At 55.0% G+C, this 16,802-nt stretch carries 20 protein-coding genes; 11 read left to right on the top strand and 9 right to left on the bottom strand.

Going from position 1 to position 16,802, the window contains the following annotated elements; translation table 11 throughout:
• Nucleotides 1–9: 9 nt before the first annotated feature.
• From AAIR21_RS14485 to AAIR21_RS14500, 4 genes are read right to left on the bottom strand one after another with little or no spacing between them, the layout of a single operon-like run.
• Nucleotides 10–759: an SDR family oxidoreductase gene (locus tag AAIR21_RS14485; RefSeq protein WP_032678944.1), complete on the bottom strand. Its 750-nt coding sequence runs from the start codon at nt 757–759 to the stop codon at nt 10–12.
• Complete coding sequence (locus tag AAIR21_RS14490) at nt 759–1,781, bottom strand: aromatic ring-hydroxylating oxygenase subunit alpha (protein ID WP_020883703.1); 1,023 nt, start codon at nt 1,779–1,781, stop codon at nt 759–761. Before AAIR21_RS14490 ends, AAIR21_RS14485 begins: the two co-directional genes overlap by 1 nt.
• A 10-nt stretch (nt 1,782–1,791) precedes the next feature.
• Nucleotides 1,792–2,100, bottom strand: a complete 309-nt coding sequence (locus tag AAIR21_RS14495) for a recombinase-like helix-turn-helix domain-containing protein (protein ID WP_014171555.1) — start codon at nt 2,098–2,100, stop codon at nt 1,792–1,794.
• Nucleotides 2,097–2,420: a Rieske (2Fe-2S) protein gene (locus AAIR21_RS14500; protein ID WP_020883702.1), complete on the bottom strand. Its 324-nt coding sequence runs from the start codon at nt 2,418–2,420 to the stop codon at nt 2,097–2,099. Before AAIR21_RS14500 ends, AAIR21_RS14495 begins: the two co-directional genes overlap by 4 nt.
• Nucleotides 2,421–2,836: 416 nt before the next feature.
• On the opposite strand from AAIR21_RS14500, the gene AAIR21_RS14505 reads away from it, so the two are divergent.
• Nucleotides 2,837–4,048: an MFS transporter gene (locus AAIR21_RS14505; RefSeq protein WP_020883701.1), complete on the top strand. Its 1,212-nt coding sequence runs from the start codon at nt 2,837–2,839 to the stop codon at nt 4,046–4,048.
• A gap of 3 nt (nt 4,049–4,051) precedes the next feature.
• Here the strand turns inward: AAIR21_RS14505 and speB are convergent, their stop codons facing one another.
• The 4 genes from speB to AAIR21_RS14525 form a co-directional block, all read right to left on the bottom strand.
• A complete protein-coding gene (speB, locus tag AAIR21_RS14510; protein WP_014071686.1) occupies nt 4,052–4,972 on the bottom strand; it encodes an agmatinase in 921 nt (306 codons plus the stop codon).
• A gap of 209 nt (nt 4,973–5,181) precedes the next feature.
• Nucleotides 5,182–7,158 carry a biosynthetic arginine decarboxylase gene (gene speA, locus AAIR21_RS14515; RefSeq protein WP_020883700.1) on the bottom strand — a complete coding sequence of 659 codons (1,977 nt, stop codon included), beginning with the start codon at nt 7,156–7,158 and terminating at the stop codon, nt 5,182–5,184.
• Between the two features lie 8 nt (nt 7,159–7,166).
• Entirely contained in the window at nt 7,167–7,298 is a 132-nt protein-coding gene (gene yqgB, locus AAIR21_RS14520) for an acid stress response protein YqgB (RefSeq protein ID WP_071605459.1), read from the bottom strand.
• Nucleotides 7,299–7,392: 94 nt separating this feature from the next.
• The gene (locus AAIR21_RS14525) at nt 7,393–7,536 is read right to left on the bottom strand and encodes a hypothetical protein (protein ID WP_419763464.1); all 144 of its coding nucleotides are present in this window, start codon (nt 7,534–7,536) and stop codon (nt 7,393–7,395) included.
• 94 nt (nt 7,537–7,630) lie between these two features.
• Between AAIR21_RS14525 and AAIR21_RS14530 the strand changes: the two genes are divergently transcribed.
• The 9 genes from AAIR21_RS14530 to ruvX all read left to right on the top strand — a co-directional run bounded on the left by AAIR21_RS14530 (nt 7,631) and on the right by ruvX (nt 15,071).
• Entirely contained in the window at nt 7,631–7,813 is a 183-nt protein-coding gene (locus AAIR21_RS14530; protein ID WP_025203262.1) for a hypothetical protein, read from the top strand.
• 147 nt (nt 7,814–7,960) lie between these two features.
• Nucleotides 7,961–9,115, top strand: a complete 1,155-nt coding sequence (gene metK, locus AAIR21_RS14535) for a methionine adenosyltransferase (RefSeq protein WP_014171559.1) — start codon at nt 7,961–7,963, stop codon at nt 9,113–9,115.
• Nucleotides 9,116–9,481: 366 nt separating this feature from the next.
• Entirely contained in the window at nt 9,482–10,879 is a 1,398-nt protein-coding gene (gene galP, locus AAIR21_RS14540) for a galactose/proton symporter (RefSeq protein ID WP_014171560.1), read from the top strand.
• Nucleotides 10,880–10,937: 58 nt separating this feature from the next.
• Complete coding sequence (locus AAIR21_RS14545; RefSeq protein WP_032670169.1) at nt 10,938–11,435, top strand: SprT family zinc-dependent metalloprotease; 498 nt, start codon at nt 10,938–10,940, stop codon at nt 11,433–11,435.
• 94 nt (nt 11,436–11,529) lie between these two features.
• Nucleotides 11,530–12,237 (top strand): deoxyribonuclease I, encoded by a 708-nt coding sequence (endA, locus tag AAIR21_RS14550; protein WP_020883698.1) that lies wholly within the window; start codon nt 11,530–11,532, stop codon nt 12,235–12,237.
• Nucleotides 12,238–12,289: 52 nt separating this feature from the next.
• A complete protein-coding gene (gene rsmE / locus AAIR21_RS14555; protein ID WP_020883697.1) occupies nt 12,290–13,021 on the top strand; it encodes a 16S rRNA (uracil(1498)-N(3))-methyltransferase in 732 nt (243 codons plus the stop codon).
• Nucleotides 13,022–13,060: 39 nt separating this feature from the next.
• The gene (gene gshB, locus AAIR21_RS14560) at nt 13,061–14,008 is read left to right on the top strand and encodes a glutathione synthase (protein WP_020883696.1); all 948 of its coding nucleotides are present in this window, start codon (nt 13,061–13,063) and stop codon (nt 14,006–14,008) included.
• Nucleotides 14,009–14,094: 86 nt separating this feature from the next.
• Nucleotides 14,095–14,655 carry a YqgE/AlgH family protein gene (locus AAIR21_RS14565; protein WP_020883695.1) on the top strand — a complete coding sequence of 187 codons (561 nt, stop codon included), beginning with the start codon at nt 14,095–14,097 and terminating at the stop codon, nt 14,653–14,655.
• The gene (gene ruvX / locus AAIR21_RS14570) at nt 14,655–15,071 is read left to right on the top strand and encodes a Holliday junction resolvase RuvX (RefSeq protein ID WP_014171567.1); all 417 of its coding nucleotides are present in this window, start codon (nt 14,655–14,657) and stop codon (nt 15,069–15,071) included. Before AAIR21_RS14565 ends, ruvX begins: the two co-directional genes overlap by 1 nt.
• Here ruvX and AAIR21_RS14575 read toward each other — a convergent pair.
• Nucleotides 15,037–16,062, bottom strand: coding sequence for a type IV pilus twitching motility protein PilT (locus tag AAIR21_RS14575; protein WP_032678947.1), 1,026 nt, complete (start codon nt 16,060–16,062; stop codon nt 15,037–15,039). The genes ruvX and AAIR21_RS14575 overlap by 35 nt on opposite strands.
• Before the next feature lie 17 nt (nt 16,063–16,079).
• On the opposite strand from AAIR21_RS14575, the gene AAIR21_RS14580 reads away from it, so the two are divergent.
• The gene (locus AAIR21_RS14580) at nt 16,080–16,781 is read left to right on the top strand and encodes a YggS family pyridoxal phosphate-dependent enzyme (RefSeq protein WP_044865459.1); all 702 of its coding nucleotides are present in this window, start codon (nt 16,080–16,082) and stop codon (nt 16,779–16,781) included.
• Nucleotides 16,782–16,802 lie beyond the last annotated feature (21 nt).

Consider the following 16,802-nt stretch of genomic DNA (forward strand, 5'->3'; position numbering starts at 1 on the left):
TGCTTTACCTCAGTTAAAGACAAAACCGCCGTTGACCGGAATCAGCTGTCCGGTGATAAACCGCGACAGATCGCTTAACAGCCAGACCACGCTGCCGGTGACGTCTTCCGGCTGCTGCGCCCCGGTGAGCGCCCGGCCGTTTTCGTAAAGCTGATGCCGCTCTGCAGGGACATATTCCGTCGCTTCGACGCGGGTTAAGCCCGGGGCGATGGCGTTAATACGAATGCGTTTTTCACCCAGCTCACGTGCCATTGAACGGGTCATGGCAATCACGGCGCCCTTGCTGGCTACGTAGGCCATCAGACGCGGCGCGCCCCACAGCGCGGTATCGGAAGCCACATTGACAATGGCTGCCCCTTCGCGCAGCAGCGGTACCGCATCCCGGGTAACCAGCCAGGTGCCTTTGACGTTAACGCTCATCACCCGATCCCACAGATCCGGATCGTAATCAAGCATGTCCTTGCCGCCGACCCCGGTCGCCATCGCCGCGTTATTGACCAGACCGTCGATCGGTCCCTGTTTGCCAATGGTGCTGAACACCCGCGAAATGGAGAGCGGATCGGCCAGATCGATAACGTGTGATTCAATCGCATAGCCCTTCTCACTTAAGCCATGCGCGCTTTCAGCCAGCTCGCCCTGAAGGATGTCGCACATCACCACCGCTGCGCCCTGCTCTGCGCAGGCTTTCGCGAAATGAAAGCCCAGCCCACGCGCGGCACCGGTCACCACGATGCGTTTCCCGTTCAGCAGCCCATTCATCAGGCGGCTCCCTGCTGAGCTTCACGCGCCGCCAGCTGCTCTTTCGCCGCTTTTTGCATCATGCGGCGCAGGCGCGAAAGGCCCACATCATGCTGGTAAAGGTATTCATGTTCCCGTGCATCTGGCGCCATGCTCTCCAGCACCACGCGGTCCTGCTCAAGGACTTCCCAGTGTAGTTTTTCCAGACGGTTACGGTACATGAAACGCCACATATCGCGCTGCCAGCCCTGCACACGGCGGATACGCCAGAAGAAGACGCGGCAGTTATCGTTATCTTCCGGCACCACCATGCCAACAATGAAGAAGTGACCGCCCGGCCCGAAACGCTTCTTATAAGGAATGGACAAACGCATCCAGTAGGTGCCGCTGTTGCCCAGCTCAACCCAGTCGAAGTTGACGCCGCTCTGGCCTTTTTTCTCGAAGATAAACCCGGTTTTCGTCGGCTGCAGAACCATATCCGCTTTGCGATCCCCTTCCGCCATGGAGTGCGACGAAGAGTGCAGATAGGTGCCGTGCATCGGGTCCATCACATTTTCCAGTGCGTACTGGTAATTGCATTTCCACGCGGCGGTGCAGAGAAAATTGCTGTAGGCGTCGGTGTCAGCCAGTTCGTCCGGGAAGCTCAGTTCGTCGGGTTGCTGATCGGCGGTAACGCCAAACCAAAGGAAGATGGCCCCGTGTACTTCCTGCACGTTGTAGCTGCGCACACACTGCTGGCCGACCAGCGGACATTTGTCCACCGCAGGCACATCCTTCACTTCGCCGTTGCCCGCCACTTCCACGCCGTGATACCAGCAGGCGATACGATCGCCCAGATTCCAGCCCATCGACAGACGCGCGCCACGGTGCGGACAACGATCTTCCAGCGCCTGCACCTGGCCATCCTTGTTGCGCCAGACCACAATCTGTTCGCCCAGACGGGTGATCCCCACGGGCGCAGACTGAACTTCCCAGCTGGCCAGCACCGGGTACCAGAGGCCGCGCAGACCTTTATCAAGATAGTTTTGTACGGTAGTCGTCATCGCATTGCCCTCAGTAGCCGTTAACCTGTAAGAAAGCCTGGAAGCTGGCATCGCTCCATGGCTCGCCCTGCTGATCGTGCATACGTACCGCGTTCAGCCCGTTGACCAGTTCCGGCACGGTTTCAGCGCCCTGTTCGAAAAGGTCTTCCAGCGTGGAGATAAGCGTGATTTCCCAGTTTTCCGGTACGCGGCTGCGGGTCTGCCAGATCAGGTTCTGGTAATCACCGGGCTTATGGATGGCGCCGTTACCGCCCTCAGCCGGAGGGGTAAACTGACGGCTTTCCGGCAGCGCCGGGTTGAAGTTCAGACTTTCGCTCATGCCACTGTCTCCTCGACGAAGGTAATCTGGATCTGGTTTTCAAATACCCGAACCGGGTAACGATTGAGGTTACGTCCGCCAGGGCCGTGCAGGCACTGGCCGGTTTTGACATCGAAAACCGCCTCATGCAGCGGACATTCCACTTTACCGTCCTCGACGAAACCCTGACTCAGCAGCGCGTAAGCGTGCGGGCATACGTCTTCCAGCGCGAAATATTCGCCATCAATCAAATAAACGCCGATCTCTTTGCCCTCGACGTTACCGCTAAAAGGGAAATCTTCCTGTACTTGTTCTGCGTCACATACGCCTATCCAGCTCATCACGATCCTCCAGGCTTTTGTTTCATATATGAAACTCTGTTTCTTATTTAATACGGTCAATATAAAAGCGAAGAATGTTTCGTCAAGCGCGAATGTGACGAATTTGTTAATCAGTAGAGGTTTAATTAGCTAAGTGTGCAAGCGATCACGAAAAAATGCAGCGATATGAAATTTTCATTATTCAGGCGTGAATGAATACATTTTTTTGATGATCTTTTATTTTTTAAATAGAGATTGACTTCTTTTATTTTTATTCCTTAAAAATTATATGTGCGCATACCTCTGGTGTTTCACCTGTGAAACTTTAATTTAATTTATCTCATTAAAACAATGAGTTTCACAGGTGAATCATTTTAGTTACGTGACAATAACGTTCATAAAAAATATAAACAGACAGCACGATTAAGGCGGATTAAATGACGGCAAGATGGCAAGGCACGTTGGCACTTCTGGTGCTCATTATTATTTCCTACGTTGACCGCGTAAATATCTCGGTGATGATTTTAAACCCTGAATTTGCCGAACATTTTCAGCTAAATGAAAACAGAATGTTACAAGGAATGCTCATGACCTGCTTTTTGCTGGGTTATGGTTTTTCCGCTTTACTATTGACCCCAGTTATCGAAAGCAAATTACATTACCGACAGGGATTGTTAACCAGCATTGCGATATGGGCCGTGGTCTGCGCCATCTCGCCACTGCTGGGGTCGCTGATGGGCATGCTCATCGCCCGACTGATTTTGGGCATTGCCGAAGGCCCACTCTTTTCACTGAAAACACGCTTTATCAGCGATAACTTTAGCGCCGGGGAAATTGGTAAGCCCAACGCCATTACCGCGCTGGGCGTTTCACTGGGGCTGGCGGTAGGCTTTCCGCTGATCACCTGGCTGATGGCACACCTTGGCTGGGCGGGCTCATTTTATGCCCTCGCGGCGATCAATCTGGCGCTGGGTGGAGGGTTAATCTGGCGTTTCCTGCCGGCCCCTCAACATACGGAAAAGCGCCGAACGTCCGGGTTTGTGCAGACCTTTACGCTTGCCTGGCAGACGCCGCTTCTGGGCTGGATCCTGCTGGTTGAAATCGCCACGCTGAGTTATCTCTGGGGCAGCAGCGCCTGGCTTCCGGCCTGGCTGCGCGATGAACACCACTTCTCCCTGCACGCGACCGGCTTTCTCGCGGCTATCCCCTTTCTGCTGAGTCTTGGCTCAAAGTTTCTGGGCGGTGTGCTGCTCGACAAAATGCGCCCGGACAAGGCACCGCTGCTGTTTGTGGTGGGCGGGATCTTAACGGCGAGTTCCGTCGTCATGCTGATGCTGAGCCACCAGCCCGGCTGGCTGGCGCTGTTTATGCTCTCGGCCAATATTTTCTGGGGACTTCAGGGGGCGGCCATTCCGGCGGTTATCCAGCATCATGCGGTGCGGGAAGCCGTTGGCAGTGCCTACGGGATCATCAACGGGATTGGGAATATTTGCGCGGCGTTTATTCCGCTGCTGATGGGGATGGTGATGAAATCGGTGGGTTCAGTCAGCTCCGGTTTTTCGGTGCTGGTCGTCTCGCAGGTTATCACCCTGCTGGCAGGAGGCATGTTGCTGCTGCGCATGCGTCGCGCAGCAGCAATCCGGGCGTAAGGCTTATTCGCCTTTTTTCGCGGCCTGGATGTAGAGCATTTCCAGCGCGAGGGTGGCCGCTGCCAGAGCAGTGATCTCTGACTGGTCGTAAGCCGGAGCCACTTCCACCACGTCCATACCCACGATGTTCAGATCCTTCAGGCCGCGCACCAGTTTGATGGCGCGGTCAGAGGTCAGGCCGCCGATCACCGGCGTGCCGGTGCCCGGGGCAAACGCCGGATCCAGACAGTCGATATCGAAGGTCAGGTAAACCGGCATATCGCCGACAATCTGTTTTACCTGAGCGATGATGTCATCCACGCCGCGATCGTTCACCTGGCCGGCATCCAGCACGGTGAAGCCATTGTCTTTATCAAACTCGGTACGGATACCGATCTGCACAGAGTGGTTTGGATCGATCAGACCTTCGTTTGGCGCGGTGAAGAACATGGTGCCATGGTCGAATTCACAGCCGTTCGCGTAGGTGTCGGTATGGGCATCAAAATGCACCAGCGCCATCTTACCGAAATGCTTCGCGTGAGCACGCAGCAGCGGCAGCGTGACGAAGTGGTCACCCCCGAAAGAGAGCATGCGTTTACCGGCAGCCAGCAGTTTTTCGGCATGGGCCTGCAGTTTTTCACTCATCTCGCGCGCGTCGCCAAAGGCGTACACCAGGTCACCGCAGTCAACCACGTTCAGGCGCTCGCGCATGTCGAAGTTCCACGGGAAGCGGTTGTGCTCCCAGGCCAGGTTAGTGGAGACCTGACGAATAGCTGCCGGACCATGACGGCCACCAGCACGGCCTGACGTGGCCATATCAAACGGCACGCCGGTGATCACCCAGTCAGCGTCACTGTCGTACGGCTGGAAGTTCATCGGGAGACGTAAAAAACCAAACGCGTTAGATACCAGAGAGTTATCGTACTGATGGCCTAAAGTGCTCATGTCCTGACCTCTTTAAAGTCGATACATTAAAAACAGATGAAAAAAAATCCCCTCCGCGTCGTTAAACCCGACGAGGAAGGGATTGATTTGTAAATCGCTTATTGGGGCGAATTATCGCCGCTAATTCATACGGGTTCAAGTGAGTATAGGCGAGGGTATTGCCCCTTGCCCTCACGCCGCCCCTCTCCAACAGAGAGAGGCAGGTTTACTTACTCGTCTTCCAGATAGGTATATCCGTAAAGACCCGCTTCAAACTCTTCCAGGAACTGCTGCTGCAGCGCGTCGTCCAGACCGGTATTTTTCACCTGGTCACGAAACTGGGTCAGCAGCTTTTTCGGATCCAGCTGAACGTATTCGAGCATATCCGCCACGGTGTCCCCTTCGTCGGACAGCTCAACTTCTACGCTGCCGTCAGGGAAGACAAACACGTCAACCGCTTCGGTGTCACCGAACAGGTTATGCATGTTGCCGAGGATCTCCTGATAAGCACCGACCATGAAGAAGCCCAGCATCGGCGGGTTCTCCGGATCGTACTCTGGCATAGGCATCGTGGTCGCGATACCGTCGCCGTCAACGTAGTGATCGATAGCACCGTCGGAGTCGCAGGTGATGTCCAGCAGCACCGCACGACGTTCCGGGGCGTGGTTCAGCCCTTCCAGCGGCAGAACCGGGAACAGCTGATCGATACCCCAGGCATCCGGCATCGACTGGAACAGCGAGAAGTTGACGTACATTTTGTCCGCCATGCGCTCCTGCAGTTCGTCAATAATCGGACGGTGAGCACGGTTGCTCGGGTCCAGCTGCTGCTGTACGTCGTGGCACATGTTCAGATAAAGCTGTTCTGCCCATGCGCGTTCCTGCAGGCTGAACGTGCCCGATGAATACCCCACATGAATATCATGCAGATCCATCTGGCTGTCGTGCAGCCACTCGCGCAGCGAACGGCGGGTACCCGGCTCGTGCATCTCCTGCCAGGTCTCCCACATGCTTTGCAGCGCACGAGGCGCGTCCTCAGCCGGTGGGGTTACCTCGGAAATTTCACTGCGTTCAACGCCGATAATGTTCGATACCAGCACGGTGTGGTGTGCGGTAACCGCGCGACCAGACTCGGTGATCACCGTTGGGTGCGGCAGGCCGTGCTCTTCACAGGCATCGCCAATCGCCCAGATGATGTTATTGGCATATTCGTTCAGGCCGTAGTTCACGGAGCAGTCGGACTGCGAGCGGGTACCTTCATAATCCACGCCCAGACCACCGCCCACGTCGAAGCACTGAATGTTTACGCCAAGCTTGTGCAGCTCAACGTAAAAACGTGCTGATTCGCGTACGCCGGTGGCGATGTCGCGAATGTTGGCCATCTGCGAGCCGAGGTGGAAGTGCAACAGCTGAATGCTGTCCAGACGACCACGCTCACGCAGAATCTCAACCAGCTGCAGAACCTGGGTCGCCGCGAGACCAAATTTGGATTTTTCGCCGCCTGAGGACTGCCACTTACCGGAACCCTGCGACGCCAGACGCGCACGCACGCCCAGACGCGGGATAACGTTCAGACGCTCTGCCTCTTCCAGCACGATAGCGATCTCTGTCATCTTCTCGATAACCAGATAGACCTTGTGGCCCATCTTTTCGCCAATCAGCGCCAGACGAATGTATTCACGGTCTTTATAACCGTTGCAGACGATCACCGAACGGGTCATGCCAGCATGTGCCAGCACGGCCATCAGCTCCGCTTTGGAACCCGCTTCCAGGCCCAGCGGTTCACCGGAGTGGATCAATGATTCAATCACGCGGCGGTGCTGGTTCACCTTGATAGGGTAAACCAGGAAGTAATCGCCTTTATAGCCGTAAGATTCACGCGCGCGTTTAAACGCGGCGTTAATGGAACGCAGACGATGTTGCAGGATCTGCGGGAAGCAGAACAGTGCAGGCAAACGCTGGCCCTGCGCCTCGCGTGCTTTCACCAGTTTGGCGAGATCCACGCGCGCTTCAGGAACGTCAGGATCCGGGCAAACGCTGATATGGCCCAGTTCGTTGACGTCGTAGTAGTTATTGCCCCACCAGGCAATATTGTAAGTGCGCAGCATCTTGCTGGCTTCCTGGGAGCTCATCGCAACCTCCTGCATGGAACGTAGTACACCCTGTTCGCCCGCTGACGAAGGCGAAAGCGAAGACATGTCGTCAGACATAGCGAACCTCAACTCTTTGTATTAAGTGTAAAACAGTTGACTACTATCGCAGCGTTATACGGCGATAACAACCCATAAACGGATCCATTTCCCAGCAGACTATGCTGAAAACCAGACCGTGCGACCGGTTTCATATTCATATCATTGTAAACACGTGTCCGAACTTAATTATGACAACGTTCGGCGAAACCACGAGAAAACTCTTGTCTTAACAAGAGCGCCCTTGTTCAGTTTTCACAAAGCGTGACCGGCCCTGGAATCCTGAGAAGCCCCGAGATGGGTATAACATCGGCAGGTTTGCAGATTAGAAATGCGGGTTGCGGGAATCAAATACGCGCCAGAACGGCTGCGCTGAATTAGCGGAAAACACTGGTTCATTATCTCGTATCACCTCCACGGCCGCTCCTGCTGAAACGGACCACAAGCCAAAGCTAAAAGTTCACTGCTTAACCCGGCTGGAAGTGGCGACACGATGAGTTCATCGAGCGCTTATTGGTATGAGCCGCGCGCCGCGTTTTATACCGAGAACAGGGGTAAATTGCAAAAGATAAATGCGCGGGTTGCCAGCGCCGTCAGGAAAAATTTCCAGCAGCGAATTCAACTCAGTGAGAGGTTAGTCAAAAAAAACTGGAAATCGGGCGAAGAACTGACCTAAAATAGCCATCCAGATGTTAATCCATCCATACTGATTAACACTCAGACTGCCAGTGTCATTAACCTGCAGGCCTTGGTAGAATTATCTCCTTTGGCTATTCCACACAGCAGCTTGAGCTAAACAAATTCCTTTTAGGTGAAATAAAACATGGCAAAACACCTGTTTACGTCCGAGTCCGTATCAGAAGGACATCCAGATAAAATTGCTGACCAAATCTCCGATGCGGTGCTTGATGCGATCCTGACGCAGGATCCAAAAGCGCGCGTCGCGTGTGAAACCTACGTCAAAACCGGCATGGTTCTGGTTGGCGGTGAGATCACCACCAGCGCATGGGTGGATATCGAAGAGATCACCCGTAACACGGTTCGTGAGATCGGTTATGTCCATTCTGATATGGGCTTTGATGCCAACTCTTGCGCGGTACTGAGCGCAATTGGCAAACAGTCTCCGGACATCAACCAGGGCGTTGACCGTGCCGATCCGCTGGAACAGGGCGCGGGCGACCAGGGCCTGATGTTTGGTTATGCAACCAACGAAACTGACGTGCTGATGCCAGCGCCAGTGACCTACGCACACCGTCTGGTGCAGCGTCAGGCTGAAGTGCGCAAGAATGGCACCCTGCCGTGGCTGCGTCCTGATGCGAAAAGCCAGGTGACCTTCCAGTACGACGACGGCAAAATCGTCGGTATTGACGCGGTCGTTCTGTCTACTCAGCATTCCGAAGAGATCGACCAGAAATCCCTGCAGGAAGCAGTGATGGAAGAGATCATCAAGCCGGTTCTGCCAACTGAATGGCTGAGTTCCGCAACCAAATACTTCATCAACCCAACCGGACGCTTTGTTATCGGCGGCCCAATGGGTGACTGCGGTCTGACCGGCCGTAAAATCATCGTTGATACCTACGGCGGCATGGCGCGTCACGGTGGCGGAGCCTTCTCCGGTAAAGACCCGTCTAAAGTTGACCGTTCTGCTGCGTACGCTGCGCGTTATGTTGCGAAAAACATCGTTGCTGCTGGCCTGGCTGACCGCTGTGAGATTCAGGTTTCCTACGCTATCGGCGTGGCTGAACCGACCTCCATCATGGTTGAAACCTTTGGTACCGAGAAAGTGCCATCCGAGCAACTGACGCTGCTGGTGCGCGAGTTCTTCGACCTGCGCCCATACGGTCTGATTCAGATGCTGGATCTGCTGCACCCAATCTACAAAGAAACCGCTGCATACGGTCACTTTGGTCGTGAACATTTCCCATGGGAAAAAACCGACAAAGCCGCTCTGCTGCGTGAAGCTGCCGGTCTGAAATAATCGACTGACAGCGAATGTTAAAAAGGCCAGCCCCGTGCTGGCCTTTTGCTTTTGTCAGCCAGAGAGCCTGACATTGCGCTTTGCGTGAAACCGATTACACCCCACCCGATATACCTCGCTTTCAGAATAATCTCTTTGCATGATCGCATGTCTTATGCTGTTACATTTCCTTTCAGTTAAGTCTGAAATTCATTCAAACGCGATGCACATCAACTAATTTACCTCTATATTTTCAAAGCTTTAATTTTATTTACGGTTGCACACCAGTGTAACCGATTACACCAATGTGATTTATCTCACATATTTATACGGGTTGCTCACTTACCCTTAACATCGATAAAACTGATAACCCAACTGGAGGGCATAATGCCTGACAATAAAAAACAGGGGCGTACGTCCAATAAGGCGATGACATTTTTCGTCTGCTTCCTCGCCGCCCTGGCAGGATTACTTTTTGGCCTGGACATTGGCGTGATTGCCGGTGCGTTACCCTTTATCACTGAAGAGTTCCAGATAAGCGCTCACACCCAGGAGTGGGTAGTAAGTTCCATGATGTTTGGTGCGGCCGTGGGTGCCGTGGGCAGCGGCTGGCTCTCTTTCAGGCTGGGCCGCAAAAAGAGCCTGATGATCGGTGCAATCCTGTTTGTTGCAGGTTCGCTCTTCTCAGCAGCGGCTCCAAACGTTGAGGTATTGCTGCTTTCTCGCGTGCTGCTTGGTCTGGCCGTGGGTGTGGCATCGTATACCGCCCCACTCTATCTCTCTGAAATCGCACCCGAGAAAATCCGTGGCAGTATGATTTCGATGTACCAGTTGATGATCACCATCGGCATCCTCGGAGCTTACCTTTCCGATACCGCGTTCAGCTACAGCGGCGCATGGCGCTGGATGCTTGGCGTGATCATTATCCCTGCCATTCTGCTGCTGATTGGCGTTTTCTTCCTGCCGGACAGCCCACGCTGGTTTGCAGCGAAGCGTCGTTTCGTCGATGCCGAGCGCGTGCTGCTGCGACTGCGCGATACCAGCGCGGAAGCCAAAAACGAACTGGAAGAGATCCGCGAGAGCCTGAAGGTAAAACAGTCAGGCTGGGCGCTGTTTAAAGAGAACAGCAACTTCCGTCGTGCGGTATTCCTGGGCGTGCTCCTGCAGGTGATGCAGCAGTTCACCGGGATGAACGTCATCATGTACTACGCACCAAAAATCTTTGAACTGGCGGGGTATACCAATACCACCGAGCAGATGTGGGGGACCGTCATCGTTGGGCTGACCAACGTTCTGGCGACCTTTATCGCTATCGGTCTGGTGGACCGCTGGGGCCGTAAGCCAACCCTGACGCTGGGCTTCCTGGTGATGGCCGCCGGTATGGGGGTTCTCGGCACGATGATGCACGTGGGGATTCACTCTCCAACCGCCCAGTATTTCGCTGTGGGGATGTTGCTGATGTTTATCGTCGGGTTTGCGATGAGCGCCGGTCCGCTGATTTGGGTGCTGTGCTCTGAAATCCAGCCGCTGAAAGGGCGTGATTTCGGTATCACCTGCTCCACCGCGACCAACTGGATTGCCAACATGATTGTCGGTGCGACGTTCCTGACCATGCTCAATACGCTGGGCAACGCGAACACCTTCTGGGTCTACTCCGGCCTGAACATCTTCTTTATTGTTCTGACGCTGTGGCTGGTTCCTGAAACCAAACACGTGTCACTGGAACATATTGAACGTAACCTGATGAAGGGTCGTCCACTGCGCGAGATTGGCGCACACGACTAATTCTCTGGCGGGAGGTGCCTCTTGCACCTCCCCGCTTCGCGCTTTATGCTCTGCCCCTATGAAAGCACCCCGTCTCCCCATCGCCCTTCAGCAAGCCGTTATGCGCAGCCTGCGGGAAAAACTCGCCCAGGCCAACCTGAAACTCGGCCGGAATTACCCTGAGCCGAAACTCGTCTACCAACAGCGTGGCACGGCGGCGGGCACGGCGTGGCTCGAATCCTATGAGATCCGTCTGAACCCGGTGCTGATGCTGGAAAATCAGCAGGCGTTTATTGAGGAAGTGGTGCCGCACGAGCTGGCGCACCTGCTGGTATGGAAACACTTTGGCCGCGTGGCACCCCACGGCAAAGAGTGGAAGTGGATGATGGAAGCCGTGCTGGGCGTTCCGGCACGCAGAACCCATCAGTTTGAACTTGAGTCGGTACGCCGCAATACCTTCCCCTACCGCTGCCAGTGTCAGCAGCATCAGCTTACCGTCCGCCGTCATAATCGCGTGGTGCGCGGCGAGGCCACCTACCGTTGCGTCAAATGTGGTGAACCGCTGGTCGCGGAATAACCAACTGAACTTTCAGGAACTTTCCTGATCTGACTGATTGCATACAGGAACAACATTCGTTACGTTGCGGGCTCGTTTTGACACGGAGTGTAAGATGTCCCGTAATTTTTCTCTCGCGGTCGCCTTTCTGGCGACAGCACTCTCCGGCCAGGCTCTGGCCGACGGTATTAACAGTTTCTCCCAGGCAAAAGCGGCGGGCGTAAAGGTCAACGCGGATGTTCCCGGTGATTTTTATTGCGGCTGTAAAATTAACTGGCAGGGTAAAAAAGGGATCGTTGATCTCGAATCCTGCGGCTATAAAGTGCGTAAGAATGAAAACCGCGCCAGCCGCATCGAGTGGGAACACGTGGTGCCGGCATGGCAGTTTGGCCACCAGCGTCAGTGCTGGCAGGATGGCGGTCGTAAAAATTGCGCCAAAGATCCGGTCTATCGCCAGATGGAAAGCGATATGCACAACCTGCAACCCGCGGTTGGCGAGGTGAATGGCGATCGCGGCAACTTTATGTACAGCCAGTGGAACGGCGGAGAGGGTCAGTACGGCCAGTGCGGCATGAAGGTTGATTTTAAAGAGAAAGTCGCTGAGCCTCCGGCCCGCGCGCGCGGCAGTATCGCCCGCACCTATTTCTATATGCGTGACCGTTACGACCTCAACCTTTCCCGCCAGCAGACGCAGCTGTTCAACGCATGGGACAAGCAATATCCGGTGACGGAATGGGAATGCCAGCGTGACGCGCGCATCGCGAAAGTTCAGGGTAATCACAACCCTTACGTCCAGCGGGCTTGCCAGGCGCAAAAGAGCTAACCTACACTAGCGGCAATTCGCTTACACCGCATGACATATGGAATTTCTGACTATGCGCATTCCTCGCATCTACCACCCTGAGCTGATTACCGTCGGCCGCGAAATTGCCCTCTCTGACGATGCCGCCAACCATGTTGGTCGCGTACTGCGCATGGGAGCAGGACAAGCTATTCAGCTGTTTGATGGTTCTAATCAGGTTTTCGACGCGGAAATTACGCGTGCTGATAAAAAAAGCGTGCATGTAACGATATTGCGCGGCGAAGTGGATGACCGTGAATCTCCGCTGCACATACACCTGGGACAGGTGATGTCGCGCGGAGAAAAGATGGAGTTCACCATCCAGAAATCCATTGAACTGGGTGTAAGCCTCATTACGCCACTTTTTTCTGAGCGCTGTGGCGTTAAACTGGATGCGGAACGTCTGAATAAAAAGATCCAGCAGTGGCAGAAAATTGCCATTGCTGCCTGTGAACAGAGTGGCCGCAACCGTATTCCGGAGATCCGCCCGGCGATGGATCTGGAGGACTGGTGTGCTGAAGAGGAAAGCGGGCTGAAGCTCAATCTCCATCCACGCGCCAGCGCCAGCATCAATACGCTGCCGCTACCCGTTGAACGTGTTCGCCTGCTAATTGGTCCGGAAGGCGGCTTGTCCGCTGACGAAATTGCCATGACGGCGCGTTACCAGTTTACTGATATTCTGTTGGGACCTCGCGTTCTGCGTACTGAGACAACGGCACTCACAGCCATTACCGCGCTACAGGTGCGTTTTGGCGATCTGGGTTAACGCTAAGCCTGAGCCCTCAGGCTTTTAACGGAGATGAAAATGATCAAGCTCGGCATCGTGATGGATCCCATCGCAAACATTAACATCAAGAAAGATTCCAGCTTCGCGATGCTGCTGGAAGCGCAGCGTCGCGGCTATGAACTCCACTACATGGAGATGAACGATCTTTACCTGATCAACGGTGAAGCCCGCGCACGCACCCGCATCGTTAACGTCGAGCAGAATTACGACAAATGGTATGAATTCGGCACCGAGCAGGATATTGCCCTTGCCGACCTCAATGTCATTCTGATGCGTAAAGATCCTCCGTTCGACACCGAATACATTTACTGCACCTATATCCTTGAGCGCGCGGAAGAGAAAGGAACGCTGATCGTCAACAAACCGCAAAGCCTGCGCGACTGTAACGAGAAGCTCTATACCGCATGGTTCTCTGACCTGACGCCTGAAACGCTGGTGACCCGCAACAAGGCACAGCTGAAAGCGTTCTGGCAGAAACACGGCGACATCATCATGAAACCGCTGGACGGCATGGGTGGCGCATCTATTTTCCGCGTGAAAGAGAGCGACCCGAATATTGGGGTGATTGCCGAAACGCTGACCGAGCTGGGCACGCGTTACTGCATGGCACAAAACTACCTCCCGGCCATTAAAGATGGCGATAAACGCGTTCTGGTGGTGGATGGTGAACCGGTGCCGTATTGCCTCGCGCGTATCCCGCAGGGCGGCGAAACCCGCGGTAACCTGGCGGCCGGTGGCCGCGGTGAGCCGCGCCCGTTAAGTGAAAGCGACTGGGAAATTGCCCGCCGCGTTGGCCCGACACTGAAAGCCAAGGGCCTGATTTTTGTCGGCCTGGATATCATCGGCGATCGCCTGACCGAAGTGAACGTGACCAGCCCAACCTGTATTCGTGAAATCGAAGCGGAATTCCCGATTTCGATCACCGGAATGCTGATGGACGCCATCGAGAAACGTTTACAGAAATAACCTTTCAATACTATTAGTGACAGCACCCCGGTTTGTCCGCATACTGGGGCTGTCGCTTTTTAAACCAGGAAACAGTACCTCTGACAATGAATTTACAGCATCACTTTCTTATTGCCATGCCTGCTCTCCAGGATCCGATTTTTCGCCGCGCCGTGGTTTATATTTGTGAATACAATGAAGACGGCGCGATGGGCATTATCATCAACAAACCGCTGGAAAACCTGCAGGTTGAAGGGATTCTGGACAAGCTGAAAATTTCGGCTGAAGAGCGTCTGCCGGAAATCAGGCTTGATAAACCGGTGATGCTGGGCGGGCCACTCGCAGAGGATCGCGGTTTTATCCTGCATACGCCGCCGGTCTTCTCTTCCAGTATTCGCATCTCTGACAACACCGTCATTACGACCTCTCGCGACGTGCTCGAAACGCTGGGTACCGCTGAGCAGCCGTCGGAAGTGCTGGTGGCCCTGGGCTACTCCTCCTGGGAGAAAGGCCAGCTTGAGCAAGAGATCCTCGATAACGCCTGGCTGACCGCGCCTGCGGACATGAACATTCTGTTTAAAACCCCTATTGCCGATCGCTGGCGTGACGCCGCAAAACTGATCGGCATTGATATCCTGACTATGCCTGGCGTAGCGGGGCATGCCTGATGAGCGGAACACTTCTGGCCTTCGATTTTGGCACCAAAAGCATAGGCGTCGCCGTGGGTCAGCGAATCACGGGTACCGCACGCCCACTCACGGCCCTGAAGGCCAGTGACGGCACACCGGACTGGAACCTCATCGAGCGCCTGCTAAAAGAGTGGCAGCCGGATGACGTCATCGTTGGGTTACCGCTGAACATGGATGGCACTGAACAACCGCTTACCGCCCGAGCGCGGAAGTTCGCCAATAAAATCCATGGCCGCTTTGGCGTCTCCGTGAAGCTCCACGACGAGCGTCTGAGCACCGTTGAAGCACGTGCAGGTCTTTTTGAACACGGCGGCTTCAGGGCTCTCAACAAAGGCAGCGTTGACTCCGCGTCCGCTGTCATCATTCTCGAAAGCTATTTCGAACAGGGTTATTGAGCGCCGGGGCCTGGAGTTGCCCCTGCGCCCGTCTTTCAGCCAGGCTCTGGTCAAAGTTCTGCATCCCCGCCTGCTGGCCGGTTTGAATAATACCGGGCAATTGCCACGTTTTTCCTTCGCGAATGAGATTCGCCGCCGCCGGAGTATTCACCAGCAGCTCATAAAGCGCCACGCGCCCGCCCTGCGCATCGGGGAGGAGCTTTTGCGCCAGCACCGCCCGCAGGCTGCCGGCCAGCTGATTACGCACCGGATCTTTCTCCTGCGCCGGAAACGTATCAACCAGCCGCTCAATCGCCTGCGCTGCCCCGCGAGTATGCAGTGTCGCGAGCACCAGATGTCCGGTTTCTGCCGCCGTCAGCGCGAGGCGGATTGTTTCACTGTCGCGCAGCTCACCCAGCAGTATGACATCAGGATCCTGGCGTAACGCCCCGCGCAGCGCGTCGGCAAATGACGGGCTGTGTTGGCCAATCTCGCGCTGCTGGATCAGGCAACGTTCGCTCTGGTACAGAAACTCCACCGGGTCTTCGAGCGTCAGAATATGCCCGTCAGTATGGTGATTAAGAAAATCTACCATCGCTGCCAGCGTAGTGGACTTACCGCTGCCGGTTGCCCCGGTGACCAGGATCAACCCGTTGTCACTGGATAACAGCTCAGGAACAACCCGGGGCACCCCCAACGCGGAGAGTTGCGGGCAGACCCCGGGCAACAGCCGCAGCGTCATAGAGACGCCGCTTGTCTGTTTAAACGCGCTTCCGCGCAGGCGCTGATTGCCCGCCAGGGTGACGGCAAAATCCACCTGCCCGTTCGCCCACCACGTTCCCTGCTGTTCGTCGTTAAGCCACGCTTTTAATAGCGTATCGACTTCGGGAGGCGGAAACGGCGCGGGTTCAAGACGACCTGATCTGCGCCAGCGCGGTGGCGAATCACTGCACAGGTGTAGATCGGAGACATTATGCTTTACACTAAGGGCCACAATTTCTTCCACATCCATACAATACTCCTCGGAAAATGAACGACATTGCGCACAACCTGGCACAGGTCCGGGACAAAATCTCAGCTGCAGCAACACGTTGCGGCCGTGCTTCAGAAGAAATTACGTTACTTGCAGTGAGTAAAACCAAGCCTGCGAGCGCCATCGCAGATGCGATTGAGGCGGGTCAGCATGCGTTTGGTGAAAACTACGTGCAGGAGGGCGTGGATAAAATTCGCTTCTTCCAGGAACAGGGGAAGACGGATCTGCAATGGCACTTTATTGGCCCCTTGCAGTCGAACAAAAGCCGTCTGGTCGCTGAACATTTCGACTGGTGCCATACCATTGACCGTTTGCGTATTGCTTCGCGCCTGAACGACCAGCGCCCTGAAGCGTTACCGCCGCTGAATGTGCTGATTCAGGTCAACATCAGTGACGAAAACAGCAAGTCCGGTATTGCGCTGGAAGAACTGGATGCGCTGGCAGCAGACGTCGCGGCACTGCCGCGCTTAACCCTGCGCGGGTTGATGGCCATCCCGGCACCGGAGTCAAGTTATGAAAGGCAGTTTGCCGTGGCACAGCAAATGGCTGTAGCATTTGAGGCGCTTAAAGCGCGCTATCAAACGGTAGACACGCTTTCTCTGGGCATGTCGGATGATATGGAAGCCGCCATCGCGGCAGGCAGCACTATGGTGCGCATCGGCACGGCAATTTTCGGTGCGCGCGATTACACCCAATAATAAGGAAACCTGAGGAACGCC

This window comes from Enterobacter sp. PTB, assembly GCF_051130085.1.
Lineage (GTDB): Bacteria > Pseudomonadota > Gammaproteobacteria > Enterobacterales > Enterobacteriaceae > Enterobacter > Enterobacter ludwigii.

Bases quoted from the DNA above. Each gene is read 5' to 3' on its own strand.
- AAIR21_RS14485 (WP_032678944.1), bottom strand. From the start codon at position 759: ATGAATGGGCTGCTGAACGGGAAACGCATCGTGGTGACCGGTGCCGCG.
- AAIR21_RS14490 (WP_020883703.1), bottom strand. From the start codon at position 1,781: ATGACGACTACCGTACAAAACTATCTTGATAAAGGTCTGCGCGGCCTC.
- AAIR21_RS14495 (WP_014171555.1), bottom strand. From the start codon at position 2,100: ATGAGCGAAAGTCTGAACTTCAACCCGGCGCTGCCGGAAAGCCGTCAG.
- AAIR21_RS14500 (WP_020883702.1), bottom strand. From the start codon at position 2,420: ATGAGCTGGATAGGCGTATGTGACGCAGAACAAGTACAGGAAGATTTC.
- AAIR21_RS14505 (WP_020883701.1), top strand. From the start codon at position 2,837: ATGACGGCAAGATGGCAAGGCACGTTGGCACTTCTGGTGCTCATTATT.
- speB (WP_014071686.1), bottom strand. From the start codon at position 4,972: ATGAGCACTTTAGGCCATCAGTACGATAACTCTCTGGTATCTAACGCG.
- speA (WP_020883700.1), bottom strand. From the start codon at position 7,158: ATGTCTGACGACATGTCTTCGCTTTCGCCTTCGTCAGCGGGCGAACAG.
- yqgB (WP_071605459.1), bottom strand. From the start codon at position 7,298: ATGAATATGAAACCGGTCGCACGGTCTGGTTTTCAGCATAGTCTGCTG.
- AAIR21_RS14525 (WP_419763464.1), bottom strand. From the start codon at position 7,536: ATGAACCAGTGTTTTCCGCTAATTCAGCGCAGCCGTTCTGGCGCGTAT.
- AAIR21_RS14530 (WP_025203262.1), top strand. From the start codon at position 7,631: ATGAGTTCATCGAGCGCTTATTGGTATGAGCCGCGCGCCGCGTTTTAT.
- metK (WP_014171559.1), top strand. From the start codon at position 7,961: ATGGCAAAACACCTGTTTACGTCCGAGTCCGTATCAGAAGGACATCCA.
- galP (WP_014171560.1), top strand. From the start codon at position 9,482: ATGCCTGACAATAAAAAACAGGGGCGTACGTCCAATAAGGCGATGACA.
- AAIR21_RS14545 (WP_032670169.1), top strand. From the start codon at position 10,938: ATGAAAGCACCCCGTCTCCCCATCGCCCTTCAGCAAGCCGTTATGCGC.
- endA (WP_020883698.1), top strand. From the start codon at position 11,530: ATGTCCCGTAATTTTTCTCTCGCGGTCGCCTTTCTGGCGACAGCACTC.
- rsmE (WP_020883697.1), top strand. From the start codon at position 12,290: ATGCGCATTCCTCGCATCTACCACCCTGAGCTGATTACCGTCGGCCGC.
- gshB (WP_020883696.1), top strand. From the start codon at position 13,061: ATGATCAAGCTCGGCATCGTGATGGATCCCATCGCAAACATTAACATC.
- AAIR21_RS14565 (WP_020883695.1), top strand. From the start codon at position 14,095: ATGAATTTACAGCATCACTTTCTTATTGCCATGCCTGCTCTCCAGGAT.
- ruvX (WP_014171567.1), top strand. From the start codon at position 14,655: ATGAGCGGAACACTTCTGGCCTTCGATTTTGGCACCAAAAGCATAGGC.
- AAIR21_RS14575 (WP_032678947.1), bottom strand. From the start codon at position 16,062: ATGGATGTGGAAGAAATTGTGGCCCTTAGTGTAAAGCATAATGTCTCC.
- AAIR21_RS14580 (WP_044865459.1), top strand. From the start codon at position 16,080: ATGAACGACATTGCGCACAACCTGGCACAGGTCCGGGACAAAATCTCA.